This is a genomic window from Paenibacillus sp. cl141a, from assembly GCF_900109305.1.
GTDB classification, from domain to species: domain Bacteria; phylum Bacillota; class Bacilli; order Paenibacillales; family Paenibacillaceae; genus Paenibacillus_AQ; species Paenibacillus_AQ lautus_A.
On the sequence record NZ_FNZO01000001.1, the window covers coordinates 278,523 to 294,788 of the forward strand.

General features: G+C 51.2%; 12 protein-coding genes. 11 read left to right on the top strand and 1 reads right to left on the bottom strand.

Going from position 1 to position 16,266, the window contains the following annotated elements:
* Window positions 1–33: 33 nt before the first annotated feature.
* The 5 genes from BMX45_RS01355 (at window position 34) to ylqF (ending at window position 4,695) form a co-directional block, all read left to right on the top strand.
* Window positions 34–2,214: a collagen-like protein gene (locus BMX45_RS01355; RefSeq protein WP_217648103.1), complete on the top strand. Its 2,181-nt coding sequence runs from the start codon at window positions 34–36 to the stop codon at window positions 2,212–2,214.
* A gap of 113 nt (window positions 2,215–2,327) precedes the next feature.
* The gene (locus tag BMX45_RS31165; RefSeq protein WP_175495016.1) at window positions 2,328–2,471 is read left to right on the top strand and encodes a hypothetical protein; all 144 of its coding nucleotides are present in this window, start codon (window positions 2,328–2,330) and stop codon (window positions 2,469–2,471) included.
* A gap of 234 nt (window positions 2,472–2,705) precedes the next feature.
* Window positions 2,706–3,050, top strand: coding sequence for a 50S ribosomal protein L19 (rplS, locus tag BMX45_RS01360; protein WP_015736355.1), 345 nt, complete (start codon window positions 2,706–2,708; stop codon window positions 3,048–3,050).
* Window positions 3,051–3,152: 102 nt separating this feature from the next.
* The gene (gene lepB, locus BMX45_RS01365) at window positions 3,153–3,767 is read left to right on the top strand and encodes a signal peptidase I (protein WP_036663956.1); all 615 of its coding nucleotides are present in this window, start codon (window positions 3,153–3,155) and stop codon (window positions 3,765–3,767) included.
* Window positions 3,768–3,828: 61 nt separating this feature from the next.
* Complete coding sequence (gene ylqF / locus BMX45_RS01370) at window positions 3,829–4,695, top strand: ribosome biogenesis GTPase YlqF (protein WP_090908174.1); 867 nt, start codon at window positions 3,829–3,831, stop codon at window positions 4,693–4,695.
* Window positions 4,696–4,798: 103 nt separating this feature from the next.
* Here the strand turns inward: ylqF and BMX45_RS01375 are convergent, their stop codons facing one another.
* Window positions 4,799–5,839 carry a LacI family DNA-binding transcriptional regulator gene (locus tag BMX45_RS01375; protein ID WP_090908175.1) on the bottom strand — a complete coding sequence of 347 codons (1,041 nt, stop codon included), beginning with the start codon at window positions 5,837–5,839 and terminating at the stop codon, window positions 4,799–4,801.
* A 507-nt stretch (window positions 5,840–6,346) separates the two neighbouring features.
* On the opposite strand from BMX45_RS01375, the gene BMX45_RS01380 reads away from it, so the two are divergent.
* The 6 genes from BMX45_RS01380 (at window position 6,347) to BMX45_RS01405 (ending at window position 16,199) form a co-directional block, all read left to right on the top strand.
* On the top strand, window positions 6,347–7,270 hold the full coding sequence (locus BMX45_RS01380; protein WP_254777959.1) for an ABC transporter permease: 924 nt from the start codon (window positions 6,347–6,349) through the stop codon (window positions 7,268–7,270).
* A 16-nt stretch (window positions 7,271–7,286) separates the two neighbouring features.
* Complete coding sequence (locus BMX45_RS01385; RefSeq protein WP_090908177.1) at window positions 7,287–8,168, top strand: carbohydrate ABC transporter permease; 882 nt, start codon at window positions 7,287–7,289, stop codon at window positions 8,166–8,168.
* Between the two features lie 52 nt (window positions 8,169–8,220).
* A complete protein-coding gene (locus tag BMX45_RS01390) occupies window positions 8,221–9,822 on the top strand; it encodes an ABC transporter substrate-binding protein (RefSeq protein ID WP_090908178.1) in 1,602 nt (533 codons plus the stop codon).
* Between the two features lie 83 nt (window positions 9,823–9,905).
* Complete coding sequence (locus BMX45_RS01395; RefSeq protein ID WP_090908179.1) at window positions 9,906–11,375, top strand: glycoside hydrolase family 32 protein; 1,470 nt, start codon at window positions 9,906–9,908, stop codon at window positions 11,373–11,375.
* Between the two features lie 36 nt (window positions 11,376–11,411).
* Complete coding sequence (locus tag BMX45_RS01400; RefSeq protein ID WP_090908180.1) at window positions 11,412–12,296, top strand: ROK family protein; 885 nt, start codon at window positions 11,412–11,414, stop codon at window positions 12,294–12,296.
* An 87-nt stretch (window positions 12,297–12,383) separates the two neighbouring features.
* Window positions 12,384–16,199 carry a GH32 C-terminal domain-containing protein gene (locus BMX45_RS01405; protein ID WP_090908181.1) on the top strand — a complete coding sequence of 1,272 codons (3,816 nt, stop codon included), beginning with the start codon at window positions 12,384–12,386 and terminating at the stop codon, window positions 16,197–16,199.
* The last annotated feature ends 67 nt before the right edge of the window (window positions 16,200–16,266 follow it).

Consider the following 16,266-nt stretch of genomic DNA (forward strand, 5'->3'; position numbering starts at 1 on the left):
ACCGGGGCAACCGGAGTAACAGGTGAAACGGGAGTGACAGGAGCAACAGGGGTAACAGGAGCAACAGGTGAAACAGGAGCAACTGGAGTGACAGGAGCAACTGGAGTGACAGGAGCAACGGGAGCGACAGGAGAAACAGGAGCAACGGGAGCAACCGGAGAGACAGGTGCAACGGGAGTAACAGGAGCAGCAGGAGCAACTGGGGTAACTGGAGCAACGGGAGAAACTGGTGCAACCGGAGCAACGGGAGCAACTGGAGCGACAGGAGCAACAGGAGCTACCGGAGCAACCGGAGAGACAGGTGCAACGGGAGTAACGGGTGCAACGGGAGAGACAGGAGCTACAGGAGCAATAGGAGCAACGGGAGCAAGTGGAGCAACTGGGGTAACTGGTGCAACCGGAGAAACAGGAGCAACAGGAGTAACAGGAGAAACGGGTGCAACGGGGGCAACAGGTGAAACAGGAGCAACAGGAGCTACAGGAGCAACAGGAGCTACAGGAGCTACAGGTGAAACAGGGGCCACGGGAGCCACCGGAGCAACAGGTGTAACGGGAGCAACAGGAGCAACGGGAGCGACAGGAGAAACGGGTGCAACAGGAGCAACAGGTGTAACGGGAGCAACAGGAGCAACGGGAGCGACAGGAGAAACGGGTGCAACAGGAGCCACCGGAGTAACAGGAGCGACAGGAGAAACTGGTGCAACAGGAGCAACGGGAGCCACTGGGGTAACAGGAGCAACAGGAGAAACAGGAGCAACAGGGGCCACGGGAGCGACCGGAGCAACAGGTGAAATGGGAGTGACCGGAGCAACAGGAGCAACAGGAGCAACAGGAGAAACAGGAGAAACAGGAGCAACGGGGGCAACTGGGGAAACTGGAGCGACAGGAGAAACTGGTGCAACAGGAGCAACAGGAGCAACGGGAGTAACAGGAGCAACGGGAGCAACAGGAGTAACAGGAGCAACGGGAGCCACAGGAACAACTGGGGTAACAGGAACAACTGGGGTAACAGGAGCAACTGGGGTAACCGGGGCAACAGGAGCCACCGGAGCAACAGGAGCAACAGGAACAACTGGGGTAACCGGAGCAACAGGAGTGACCGGAGCGACAGGTGCAACCGGAGCAACAGGAGCCACCGGAGTAACAGGAGCAACGGGAGCAACAGGAGCCACGGGAGCAACAGGAGCAACAGGAGCGACAGGGGTAACCGGAGTAACTGGGGTAACAGGAACAACTGGAGCAACAGGAACAACTGGGGTAACCGGAGCAACAGGAGCCACCGGAGTAACAGGAGCGACCGGAGCGACAGGTGCAACGGGATCAACAGGAGCCACCGGAGTAACAGGAGCAACGGGAGCAACAGGAACAACAGGAACAACTGGGGTAACCGGGGCAACAGGAGCAACAGGAGCCACCGGAGTAACAGGAGCCACCGGAGTAACAGGAGCAACAGGAGCAACAGGAGCAACGGGAGCAACAGGAGCAACTGGGGTAACCGGGGCAACAGGAGCCACCGGAGTAACAGGAGCAACAGGAGCAACAGGAGCAACAGGAGCCACCGGAGCAACGGGATCAACAGGAGCAACTGGTGCAACAGGAGCAACAGGAACAACTGGGGTAACAGGAACAACTGGGGTAACCGGGGCAACCGGAGTAACAGGAGCAACGGGAGTAACAGGAACAACTGGGGTAACAGGAGCAACAGGTGTAACAGGAGCAACTGGGGTAACGGGAGCTACCGGAGTAACAGGAGCCACAGGGGCCACGGGAGCAACAGGTCCGGCAGGCCCGACGGGTCCAACCGGCTCCACAACCCTTGTGGGAGGTAGTGTGATCTATGCCAGTAACGGAGTAGCTCAAAATGTGGCTACCAATTCACCGGTTGCTTTTTCAACAAGCACACTTCAAGGTGTAACCTTTAATGGTACTACGACGCTGACCATCGTGACAGCAGGTTTCTATTACTTTGATTGGCAGATTTCGGTCGAAACGGGTTCGTCAGCGCCTAATACGTTCGGAATCGTTGTCAACGGTAATACGACAAATACGGCGAACATGAACTCGAATTCGGCCAACGCCGAGGTTTCAGGATCTGCCGTCATTAATTTAAGCGCAGGTAATACCGTTGGGCTCTATAATTTATCGCCGGTCACTAAATCGATAACGGCACCGCAAACCGCTGCAAGAATTTCTATCTTTAGAATTGGCTCATAGCCCAGTATTGTATACTTCAGTGTCAATTTTTTTAATATGGTTGATGCATCGTCTCCTTCGGTGGGTAATATGTATCTGGAGAAACACTTGAGATTACTGGGAGGCATCTTGTGATGACAGAACATCGACAACAACAGGAAGCAAAAATAGAAGAATCAAACCATACTGAAGTTCAATTCCAAACGGTAGACGACATTCTTGAATACTATGGCAAGCGCCACAAAGGCCTGAACGACTCGAAAGAAAGCGTAAATTAAGCTCAGCCTAACCGCTTCCGGCATGATCCCTCATGCTGGAAGTGGTTTTTTAATGACCTGTGAGCGTTGAGCGGATATATTGAGGGGGTGTAAAGATAAAATACTTGATTCAGTCAGCGAAATATGTTACTATTTCTTTTGTTGTGAATACGGTGGTCCGCTGCGGATAATGAAGGAAATACATAGAGTTTCCGGAAGATGCAAGAACACCTGTGTGAGAGGAGGGAGTCCTAGATGAATATCGTTCAAGCGATTACTCAAGAACAACTTCGTAAAGATATTCCGAGCTTTCGTCCTGGTGATACTTTAAAAGTACACGTTAAGGTTATCGAGGGAACTCGTGAGCGTATCCAGTTGTTTGAAGGTGTAGTAATTAAACGTCGCGGTGGCGGAATCAGTGAGACTTTTACCGTTCGTAAAATTTCTTACGGTGTTGGTGTGGAAAGAACTTTCCCAATCAACTCGCCTAAAATCGATAAAATCGAAGTGGCTCGCCGTGGTAAAGTGCGTCGTGCGAAGCTTTATTATCTTCGTGAACTGCGCGGTAAAGCAGCGAGAATTAAAGAAATTCGTCGTTAATTACAAGGCGGTAAAAGGGGCTTGTGCGTATATACAAGCCCCTTTTGTATATCCAAAAATCGTTATCATGCGAAAGCGATCTATAGGGAAGGACGGTGGATTATGGAGAAAGATCAACACCAGGAGGCCATTGAAACCAACGTGGGGAAACCGGCCAAAAAGGCTAAGAACGAGCTTGTAGAATGGCTGAAGGCTCTTCTCATCGCTCTGGTTCTCGTCGTTCTCATTCGCTGGCTTCTCTTTAAACCGTTTATTGTGCAGGGACCATCGATGGAACCTAATTTTGTTTCGAATCAGAAGCTGATCGTCAACGAGATTTTATATGACATCCGCAAACCCGAGCGTGGCGAAGTTATCGTGTTCCATGTTCCCGACGAGGGCAGGGATTTCATTAAACGCGTGATCGCGGTTGCCGGTGATACGGTTAAAGTGGAAGGCGATAAAGTGCTTGTCAACGGGGAACCTGTGAATGAAACCTACATACAGGAAGCAATTGATCAAGCCCATGCGGAAAATCGATTATACAATAACACGGATTTTCCAAACTCGTTTGTTCAGGACGGCGTTGTCCCGGAGGGCCATGTGTTCGTGATGGGGGATAACCGCTCCAACAGTACCGACTCCCGAATGATAGGATATGTTCCTTTGGGGGATATTATCGGTCGAGCAGACTTGATTTTCTGGCCGATTAAAGACATAGGGCTCATCAACCATTAGCCAGCCGCATGGCGCTATAGAAACGATGAAAGTTTGCAGAGCAAAGTAGAGGTGACGACGTTTGACAATACAATGGTTTCCTGGACATATGACCAAAGCGCGCCGTCAAATTCAGGAGAAGCTGAAGCTGATCGATGCCGTTATAGAACTGATCGATGCAAGGCTTCCGCTCTCAAGCCGAAATCCGATGATCGACGAGATTTTGCAGGGCAAGCCGCGGCTCGTTATTATGAATAAAGCCGATTTGGCCGATCCTGAGGTTACAAGGCAATGGCAGGCCCATTTTAAAGAAGACGGACTGACGGCTTTTCCCGTCGATGCATCCACGGGGACGGGCGTTAAGGATATTCCGAACCAGATTAAGCTGCTGCTGAAAGAGAAGATCGACAAACAAATCGCCAAGGGCATGAACCCGCGAGCGATGCGGGTGTTGATTGTCGGCATACCAAATGTTGGCAAATCCACGCTGATTAACCGGCTTGCCGGCCGTAACATCGCGGAGACGGGAGACCGTCCGGGCGTCACGAAAGGGCAGCAGTGGATCAAGGTTGCCGGCGGTGAGATGGAATTGCTGGATACCCCCGGTATTTTGTGGCCGAAGTTCGAGGATCAGAATGTAGGATACCGCTTAGCGGTAACCGGTGCCATCAAAGAGGAAATATTGAACGTAGAGGATATTGCCTTTTTTGCGATCAAATATTTCGCCAACTATTACTGGGAAACGATGAGCGAGCGCTTTGACCTGAAGGAGCGCCCGACGGATCTGGACAACCCGGATGAAATCGTCGCGGTCATGGAGGCGATCGGAAGAAAACGCGGCTGTATCGTAAGCGGCGGAAGAGTCGATCTGGAAAAAGCCTCGAGCCTATTCCTGCGTGAGCTTCGCGCAGGGAAGCTTGGGCGATATTCCATGGAGTCGCCTTATTGATTCGTTTAAGGGAGAATGCACTGTCTCTCCAACCCCATTAAACCGAAAGAACCGTTCAGCCGAATACCGGCAGAACGGTTCTTTGTTCATGAAAAGGATAAAACTAGTCTGTTTTTTCGGTAGATGCCCTGAAGATCGGCTTGGTTTGGATATGGGTGACTTGATAGGGCAGCGCCGGTTCTTTTACCCGGGACAACAGCATGTTAGCCGCAGCAATTCCCATTTCATCGCTATAGATATGTACCGTGGATAAATGGGGTTCAACGATGCGCGATTCAGGCGCATTATCAAAGCCGCATACGGCAATGTCGCCGGGGATGGCGATATGGCTATTCTTCAAGGCTTTCATCACATTGACCGCAATAAAATCATTGGCGCATACAAAAGCGGACGGCAACTGTTTCATCTGTTTCAGCCGCTTCTCCATCCAGTCGGACTCGGAGAAAAACTCACGGTCCGGGTTTAGGACACACTGTTCCGGATCCAGCTGGATCCCCATCTCGGTCAAAGCCCGATTAAATCCCACCCAGCGTTCGTTAAAGCTCTTGCAGTGCCGGATGTCCCCGATGAATCCCAAAGACGCGTTGCCCTGCTCGATGAGCCGTTTGGTCATGTGGCAGGTGCTGTGTTCATTCTCCATCAGAAGCAAATCCGCCTGCAAATCCGGGTAGAACATGTCAGCGGCACAATCGATAAATACGGTAGGCAGGCCCAGGCTTGTGAGCTCCCTGCTGTATTCCATATCAAATAACTCGATACATATGATGCCATCCACTTTGGATGATTCAAAATTGTTAGGCAGCGTTCGAGAGCTTCGATCGATGTCACGGACAATATGAATGGACAGGTTATATCCTTCCGCGCTGATTCGTTTCTCAAGCCCGCTGATTAATCGCGAGCCAAAATGGGAGGTGCTTGGGAGATTCGCCGTCAGAAGAGCGATGTTTCCCGGGTTTTTGGTCAGCAGATTGTCCGTCTCCATGAAAGCAAACTGTTTGTATTTCAGTTCAATCGCTTTTCGGATAACCTTGCTGCGCGTCTCATCCGGAATACTTTCGCTCCCGTTCAGAGCCTTGGATGCCGTGTTTCTGGAGATTCCCAGTGCATCGGCAATATCTTGAATTGTGACTTTTTCTTTCGTCATGTATCTGATTTCACCTCAAATGATCAAGTTCATGCGAAGGTCAACTGTTTCTTCCAGTCGCTTATGACCTCTGAATATCTTAAATCAAATGTATAATAGATTAGCCCAAATAGCAACCTTGACTTTACAAATGCACAATATATTTAACATTTAAACAGAAGAGGTTTTGTCATTTTCCTGGCTGCTATTTATTTAAATTGGCTGAAACATCATCTAACAAGGAAAAAAATAATAAACCCTTCCAACTTTATAAGGAAAAAAGCTTGTGCTGCTCATTTTTATGACAGAAGAGGAAATAAATGAACAAATAATGTTGTCAATTGCACAAATTAAATTTTACAAATACTATTGACTGATGTTACATCATTTGATAAATTGTAAAAGCGACATTCAACATAAGTGAAAAATGAAAGCCTTTTCTGTAAGCAATATGTAAACTTCTCTAGAAAGAACGGGGGAACAGGTTTGAGACATTCAGTGGAACCAGCCAATCAGGGGGCAGGGGTAATCAGGGGGCGGAGCTCCGCAGGTCGAACGCTCACTTTCATCAAGAAAAACTATTTTCTGTACATACTGCTGGCCCCGGCACTTATATTGACCCTTATTTTCAAGTACGTTCCGATGTACGGTGCCGTTATCGCATTTAAGGATTTCAGCCCGATTAAAGGAATCCTCGGGAGCGAGTGGGTCGGGCTCAAGCATTTTGAAAAATTTATCGCCTCGCCTAATTTTGATGTCATTTTTATGAATACGCTTAAATTGAGTTTTTTTGGTCTTATCTTTAGCTTTCCGGTGCCGATCCTGCTTGCGCTCATGTTAAACCAGGTTCGCAAAGCGGCAGTCAAGAAAAATATTCAATTGTTCCTGTACGCGCCCAACTTCATCTCGGTGGTCGTCATTGTCGGGATGCTGTTTATCTTCTTGTCCCCGACGGGGCCGATCAATCAATTGGTCATTTGGATGACGGGAAGTCCGCTGATGTTTATGTCGCAGCCGGAATACTTCAGGTGGATTTATATTCTATCGGATATATGGCAGGGTGCCGGATGGGCCTCCATCATCTATGTGGCTGCTCTTGCGAATGTGGATCCCGAGCTGCATAACGCGGCCAGCCTGGATGGAGCTAACCTTCTCCAGCGCATCCGACATATCGATCTGCCTACGATTAGGCCGATTATGGCGATCGTTTTCATACTGGCGGCAGGGGGCATTATGTCCATAGGTTTTGAAAAGGCGTATCTGATGCAAACCTCGATGAATCTTCCTACTTCGGAGATTATCGCTACCTATGTGTACAAGGTCGGCTTACAGTCAGGCGATTATGCATACTCGGCTGCCGTTGGTTTATTCAACTCCGTCATCAATGTCATTTTGCTTGTAACGGTGAACTTTATTGTCAGAAAGCTCAATGAAGGCGAAGGCCTCTACTAGGAAAGGAGTCATACTCATGGCCGTCAAACATTCACGCTTCGACCGCTTCCTGTTGTCATTAAATGCGATCTTTTTAACGCTTGCCGTACTGGTCGTTGTCGTTCCATTGGTTTACATTGTGGTGGCCTCGTTCATGGATCCCACCGTGCTGCTGAATCAAGGACTATCTTTTAAAATCTCCGATTGGAGCCTGGAAGGATATCAGATGATTCTGTCCAACCCCGCGATGCTCCGCGGATTTGGCAATGCCGTTTTCTATTCGACAGCATTTGCGCTTCTCACGGTAACGGTTTCGGTCTGTGCGGGATACGCACTTTCGGAGAACCGGCTGGCCGGACGCCATTTTTTCATGACGTTGTTCATTATCACCATTTTTTTCGGAGGCGGACTGATCCCTACGTATTTGCTTGTAAGGGAGCTTGGCATGCTCAATACGGTATGGGCCGTGATCATCCCCGGCGCGGTGAACGTGTGGAACATCATTTTGTCACGAACCTTCTTCAAAGGAGTGCCTAATGAATTGAAAGAGGCAGCCAATGTGGATGGGGCTTCCGATATGAAAATCTTTTTCCGGATCGTACTGCCGCTATCCAAGCCCATTATCTTTGTGCTCGCGCTGTATGCCTTCGTGGGGCAGTGGAACGCATTCTTCGATGCCATGATCTATCTGGACGATCCCAAGCTGCATCCGCTGCAGCTCGTTCTGCGATCGATCCTCATACAAAACCAGGCTGCGCCGGGCATGATCAGCGACCAGCTTGCGATGGCGGAGCTGAAACGGCTCTCGGAAATGATTAAATATTCGGCGATCGTGATCTCCAGCCTTCCGCTATTGATTATGTATCCGTTCTTCCAAAAGTACTTCGAGAAAGGTGTTATGGTAGGCTCTCTCAAATAGCGGGCCGCCTTCAACATAATTATCCAAATACAGGATTCGGGAGGTCATTGATATGAATACGAAGAGATCCAAGAAACATAACCGTAAAAAAGCGGTAACCCTGACAGCTCTCGCAGCCGTGCTGCTCTTGTCCGGTTGCGGCAAGGGGGGGGGAGCCTCAAATGAGTCGCCGGACGGTAAAGTCACCCTGAACGTCCTGACGCAAAGCTCGCCGCTGGCTCCTGCGGACCCTAACGAGAAGCTGATCAACAAGCGCCTGGAGGAGAAAACGGGCATTCACATCCAGTGGAAGAATTATACCAGCGATGTATTTGCGGAAAAGCGCAATCTGGCCGTAGCAAGCGGAGATTTGCCTGATGCCATCTTCGATGCGGGGTACGGAGATTACGATCTGCTGAAGCTGGCAAAGGACGGAGTCATCATTCCCGTGGAGGATTTAATCGAACAGCATATGCCCAATCTGAAAAAAGTGTTGGAGGAAGCACCGGAATACGTCAACATGATTACGGCGCCAGATGGGCATATTTATTCCTTTCCATGGATCGAGGAGTTGGGCTCAGGGAAAGAGCGGATTCAATCGGTGGATAACTTCCCATGGATTAACGTGGAGTGGCTCGACGCCTTGGGGCTGGACATGCCAACTACGACGGAAGAGCTGAAAACCGTATTAAAGGCGTTCAAAACCCAAGATCCGAACGGAAACGGGCAGGCTGACGAAATACCGCTTTCCTTCATAAATAAGCCGGGCGGCGAGGATCTGACATTCCTGTTTGCTTCATTCGGCTTGGGCGAGAACTGGGATCACACCGTTGTTACGGATGACGGCAAGGTGGTGTTCACCGCCGCAGAGGAAGGGTATAAGGAAGCCATAGCATTCATTCACGATTTATATGAAGAGGGATTAATCGACATCGAAGCATTCCAGCAGGATTGGAATACCTACCTGGCCAAGGGAAAAGACCATCGGTACGGGATGTATTTTACATGGGATAAAGCCAACATCACGGGCATGAATGATACGTATGACCTGATGCCGCCGCTTGCAGGGCCAACCGGAGAGATCAATGTAACGAGGACGAACGGAATCGGACTGGACCGGGGAAGATTGGTCATTACCAGCAGCAACAAGAAGCTGGAGGAAACGGCCAAATGGATTGATGCCATGTATGAACCGCTCCAATCGGTTCAGAACAACTGGGGAACTTACGGCGACGATACCCAGCAGAATATTTTTGAGCTGGATGAAGCCAAAGGGATGCTGAAGCACCTTCCGCTTGAGGGCACGGCTCCGGTTGAGCTTAGACAAAAAACAAGCATCGCGGGGCCGCTTGCGATCCTGGACGAGTATTATGGAAAATACACCACGATGCCGGATGATGCGGCGTGGAGGCTCAAACTCATGAAAGACGTCATGGTACCGCACATGAAAGCGGAGAATACATACCCGAAAGTGTTCTTCTCCATCGACGAGTTGGATCGCTTATCCACGATTGAAGCGGACTTGTTCCCTTACCTGGAAAGAATGCGCACCGAATGGTACCAGAATGGAAAAGTAGATCAGGAATGGGATGCTTATCTGAAGGAATTGGATCGACTTGGGCTTCAGGAGTGGCTGACGATCAAACAAACGGGATACGACAGAAACATGAAGTAACCGTATGGAATGCAGCGGCCGTTCCTGCATATCGTTGAAGTACGGTCGTAAATCCATGATAACGATAATGAAGGAGATCACAAATGAAGAACACGGAACAGCAAAACTATCGAAATGCCTACCATTTTTCACCTCAGAAGAACTGGATGAATGATCCTAACGGCATGGTCTATTTTAATGGGGAATACCATTTGTTTTATCAGCATCACCCATTTGGCACCACATGGGGACCCATGCACTGGGGACATGCGGTCAGCAAGGATCTGGTTTACTGGGAAGAGCTCCCCATTGCGTTAGCGCCGGATGAGCATGGCACGATCTTCTCAGGCAGTGCGGTTGTGGACTGGAACAACACCAGCGGATTTTTCGATGAAGGGCCCGGGCTTGTGGCGATCTTCACGCACCATCATGATGTTCCGGGCGCACAGCAAATGATTCAGCACCAAAGTCTGGCGTACAGCAAGGACGAAGGTAGAACCTGGACGAAGTATGACGGCAATCCGGTCCTAAGTCATGACAGCTATGTTGATTTTCGGGATCCCAAAGTGTTCTGGCATGAACCGTCATCGCAGTGGGTGATGATTGTGGCATGCGGGCAGACGGTATGTCTCTATCGATCTTCAAACTTAAAGGAATGGGTATTTGCCAGCGAGTTTGGAGAGGGCATCGGATTTCATGATGGAGTCTGGGAATGTCCGGACCTGTTTCCCCTTGCAACGGAAGACAGTGGAGTGCGATGGGTCATGCTTGTCAGCATTGGGGATGATCCGGCCTTCGTCGAGGGCTCCAGAACGCAATATTTCATTGGGGATTTTGACGGGACAACGTTTATGCCGGATGAACGCACCAAAGGTGAAGTGCGGTGGCTGGATTACGGCAGAGATAATTATGCCGGGGTCAGCTGGTCGGACATTCCGGCAGCGGATGGCAGAAGGCTGTTCATCGGCTGGATGAGCAATTGGAAATACGCAAACCTGACGCCAACGGATGGTTGGAGGGGGGCCATGACCTTGGTCCGGGAACTCAAGCTGGAGACGCTGGAAGGCGAAGTCATGCTAACGCAGCAGCCGGTTCGCGAAATGGAAGCGCACCGCACCGAGTTGCTTTCCTTGCATGGTATCGCTGTGGATGAAGCCGCTGTCCGGTTAGCCGCTGTGCAGTTGGAGAGCAGCGAGATCCTTGTCCGCTTTGATGCTGCATTTTCGCTTGGTTTGAAAGTAAGGACAGGATTAGGGCAAGAGACCTTGGTCGGCTGGGATGCAGGATCTGCCGAGGTTTACGTGGATCGCAGCCGTTCAGGGCAGGCGGATTTCCATAAGGATTTCCCGGGCAAGCATTCGGCACCGCTACAGGCATCGGGCTCTATTCTGGAGATGCGGATTTTCGTGGATCGTTCGTCCGTGGAACTGTTCGCGGATCGCGGGCAGGCGGTGATCACGGATTTGATTTATCCTGATCCTGCTTCAACGGGAATAACCGTATTTGCCGATGATGGCCGGAAGGTGATAGAGTCCCTGCAAGTCTATGAGTTTTCTTCATCTAGCGGCCAGTAAAAGTACTATGAATGAGTAATAAGGAGATTCGGCGTTATGCGTATTGGAGCAATGGAAGCGGGCGGCACCAAATTTGTCTGCGGTATCGGGAATGAAAACGGAATCGTCGAGGATCGCATCAGCTTTCCGACAGGACGGCCGGAAGGCACATTAGCCAGAGCCATTTCCTATTTCCAGGATCATGAGGTAGAAGCCATTGGCATCGGGTCGTTTGGACCCATTGATCTGAAGCCGGAGAGCCCGACATACGGGTATGTAACGTCAACACCGAAACATGGTTGGTCGCAGATCAATGTCCTCGGTAACATGAAGTCGCATATGGATATTCCCTTTGGATGGGATACGGATGTCAATGCAGCTGCTTTGGGCGAGGCGACTTGGGGAGCGGCCAAGGGGCTGAAAAGCTGCGCTTATTATACGGTGGGTACAGGTCTTGGGATTGGCCTTTTTTGCGAAGGCCGGCTGGTTCATGGATTGGTACATCCGGAGGGCGGGCATGTTCCCGTAAAACGCCATCCCGAAGATGCCTTTGGAGGAACCTGTCCTTACCATGGCGATTGCTTGGAAGGATTGGCAGCTGGGCCGGCGCTTGAAGCCCGATGGGGATTGAAAGGACATCTGCTGCCCGCAGACCATCCCGCTTGGGAAATCGAAGCCTATTATATAGCGCAGTCCATCACCGGACTGATTCTGACGAATTCCCCGGAGAAGATCATACTGGGCGGCGGCGTAATGCAGCAAGCTCAGCTGTATCCCCTCATTCGTGCAGAGGTGAGGCGCAATTTGAACGGATATGTGCTTGCCGACGAAATTGTACATGATATCGAACATTATATAGTTCCCCCAGTATTAGGCACCCAGTCCGGGTTATGCGGGGCATTGGCTCTGGGAATCCGGGCATGGCAAGATTCGCAATCCTAAACAGGCTCGTCATCAGGAGAACAGTCCGATTGTTCGGGCTGTTCCTTCCAATATAACGGGGGGAAAGAATCGAAAAGAGGTGGATATATGAAATTACCGCAGGGTGTACATACCATGTTGCTGCGCACGATGTCTGCGATCACGATGACCATGTTGCTGGCGACAAGCGTCATTCCGGGTTCGGCATGGGCGGCGTCAGCGATCCATGAAGAGAATGCAGCTTTGAAGGGGAAAGGAGAAAACGACATTTTTGAAAGCGTATCCAATGTAAATACCAACCTCGAGGGGTGGGAGTTGAAAGGCAGCGGCAGGATGGAACAAACGGCAGAAGGTTTACGGCTTAGCTCCAATTCAAGTGAGAACGCGGCGGCGATCTCCGCAACCAGAGCGGATGATTTTGTCTATGAAGCCGATGTGATGATTACGGATATGCAAGCAGATGCTTCGCTGGTCTTTCGTTCAAGCGTCGACGGCTGGTCATCGTATATGCTGCAAATCGTGCCAAGCGCTGGCTTGGTTCGCCTCAAGGATGCCCGCGAAGGGGATGGAAGATTGAAGGTGGAAAAAGCGGTCGCGTTGAGCCAAGGGGAAATCGTTCACCTTAAGGTCAAGGTGGTAGGCAGCAATATCAAGGTATATTGGGGAAGCCAATATGAACCGATGATTGAAGTCGATGATGCGGCTTATTCCACAGGATACCTGGGTCTTCATGTGTGGGACGGCTCCGCCCTCTTTCAAAATATCAAGGTAAGCGAGTGGAAAGGCAACCTGTTCGGACCGGCAGCTACGAGCGGGGAATGGCAGCCTGACATCAAAGGGCTTAAGGGGTCGGCATCGAAGGGGCTCGAAGCCTACAGGATCTATAAGAACGCGGCTGCGGATTATGTGCTGGAAGGCAATATCACCTTAGGGGGACAGGCGGAAGCCGGGTTCTATTGGAGAGGGAACGATCAAGGAACGGAGGGATACGAAGCCGTATTCAGGAGAGAGGATGATCAGGTCCGGGTAACGCTGGAAACTTCGGATGGAAAGGTGATTGGCGCATCGAGCCATACCTACCCAAGCCTGCCCACAAGTGCGCATCATGTGGAGATCCACGTCTCCGGAGACAGAATTCAAATGGCTGTAGATGGTTACGAACCCGCTGCGATCCACGTATCCGAGGGAAGTTACGCGGGCGGATCGATCGGGATGAAGGTAAAGACCGGAACGGCTTACTTTCAGGATGTTTACGTAACCCCGATGGCGGATTATTATACGGAGGAATATCGCCCGCAGTATCACTATAGCCCAATCCGAGGCTCGGCAAGCGATCCGAACGGATTGGTCTATTTCGAAGGGGAGTATCATCTCTTCCATCAGGACGGAGGCCAGTGGGCGCATGCGGTCAGCCGGGATCTGGTGCATTGGAACCGGCTGCCGATCGCACTGCCTTGGAACGATCTCGGACATGTCTGGTCGGGTTCGACCGTAGCCGATACAACGAACGCTTCAGGTCTGTTCGGGGATTCTGGAGGCAAAGGACTCATTGCCTACTATACATCCTTCAATCCTGATCGGCCGGGCGGGAACCAAAAGATCGGACTTGCTTACAGCACCGATCACGGACGGACCTGGACGTATTCGAAGGAACGGCCGATTCTCATCGAGAACCCGGGCAAACAGGGCGAGGATCCGGGAGGGTGGGATTTTCGCGATCCCAAAGTGGTCCTTGATGAAGCCAACAACCGCTGGATCATGGTGGTATCAGGGGGAGATCATATCCGCTTCTATATCTCCGACAATCTGGTCGATTGGACCTTAACGGACCGTTTCGGTTATGGGGAATATATCCGTGGAGGCGTATGGGAATGCCCGGATCTGTTTCAGCTCGCCGTGGACGGCTCCGGTCAGCGTAAATGGGTGTTGATGATCAGCAGCGGCGCCAATCCGAACACCCAAGGCTCCGATGCGGAATATTTTATCGGCGATGTGACGCCAGACGGCAAATTTATGAATGATCATACGGCGGGGACCGTGCTGAGAACGGATTGGGGCAAGGAATTCTACGCCTCCATGTCCTTCTCCGACCTGCCGGACAATCGAAGAATCATGCTGGCATGGATGACGAACTGGGATTATCCCTTCAGTTTTCCGACTTCGGGCTGGAAGGGTCAGCTGACCATCCCTAGAGAGCTGTCGCTCAGAACGACGAGTGAGGGAATACGCCTGCACCAGTCTCCAATCCCTGAGCTAGAGACCCTCCGGAATACCGTCATCCATGTGAATAACAGGCAAGTGACGGAGACCTCGCAGAATGTGTTAAAGGGTATTCAGGCCGGTGCGTTTGAAATCGAGGCGGAAGTCGAGATTCCGACAGACGGCAGCGAGCTGGAATTCGGCTTCCGGCTGCGGGCAGGCGGCGGACAACAGACGGTTGTCGGTTATAACAACTCTGCGCATCACATGTTCATTGACCGTTCGGCATCGGGAACCACGGATTTTTCCAGCCTGTTCTCGATCGAACACAAAGCTTTGCTGCACCCCGTAGATGGAGTGGTCAAGCTGCGTATTTATGTCGATGAATCTTCCGTCGAGGTGTTCGGCAATGACGGAAGGGTTGTGTTCTCGGACGTTATTTTTCCGGATCAAGCCAGACGGGGGATGAGCTTTTACACCCAAGGCGGCCAAGTGAAGCTGAAATCGTTGAAGGTGCATGAGCTGGATTCCGTCTGGAGGTCTCTTGATCCATCGGAACCTGCTTCCCGCATTCTGTTGGATTCATACGAGCTGGACCTGTCCCAGGGACAGACCGAATCGTTGTACGCAGCTGTGGATCGTGTCCCGGGCAACGGAAAGAAACCTCTGGTTTGGTCATCCAGTCATCCCGATACGGTCCGGATTGTTTCATCCGATGAGACCCATGCCGTATTGAAAGCGGCGAATGCGGGAGAAGCCGTCATTACGGCCTCAACCCCGAACGGAAAAATATCGGCGAGCACCCGCGTGTTGGTCTCGAGCGGAACATTCAAAACGAATCTGACGGGATGGAAACCGGATCTTACGGCCTCGAAGTGGGTCCTTACTGAGCATGGAATCCGGGGCAGCCATTCGAGTGATGCTAATTATATGGCGCAAGAGAAGGCAGGAGACTTTACGTTCGAGGGAGACATGCGGCTTGGGGAAGCAGGCGGTGCCGGATCCATGCTGTTTCGGGCAAGCGGGGACGGCCGCAGCGGATATTATCTGAATTTGGACCCTGGCTTGAAGTCGATCCGGCTCTTCTACATGGTCGAAGGTCGATTCGAGGAACGACAAGTCCTGGCCAGCGTCCCCGGCTTTATCCAAGGGGGAAGAACCTATCACCTGAGGATTGAAGCGAAAGGTCCGCATATTCAAGTCGGCGTGGACGGGAAGACGGTCATCGATGTGATGGACGGGACATTTGCCGAAGGGCATTTTGGGGTCAATGTGTTTGGCGGACAGGCTTCCTATCAAAATGTCTACGTCCGTCATTCGTCTGAAGCTCGACTGACGAAAACCAGCTTCACGAACGAAGCCGTGAACCAGGCGATCTATACCGAGAAATCCGTAAACGGCGAACTCGTTACCTTGAAGGAATCAACGGGTACGGGCGACCTGCTATGGGTATGGGTGCCGACAGGAGAGGAAGGCACGTATTCCATTCGCACGCCGGAAGGGAAGGCTTTGGATGTGGATACCGGGCAGAACCGGATTCAGTTATACACGTATCTCGGTTATAACAATCAGCGGTGGAGAGTGGAACGTCAGGAAGATGATGCGGTAACCATCCGATCCGTCTACGATGGACGGGCGCTTGCCGTAAAGGCTGACGGTTCGGGGCTGGAATTGAATGAGCCGGATGCCGCTTCGGCTCGTCAGCGATGGCGGCTTGGGCTCTGAGGCCAAGGATCGATAATCGAATAAAGGAAAGAGCTGACGCTGCTGGCGGCGGCTCTTTTTTTCGGAG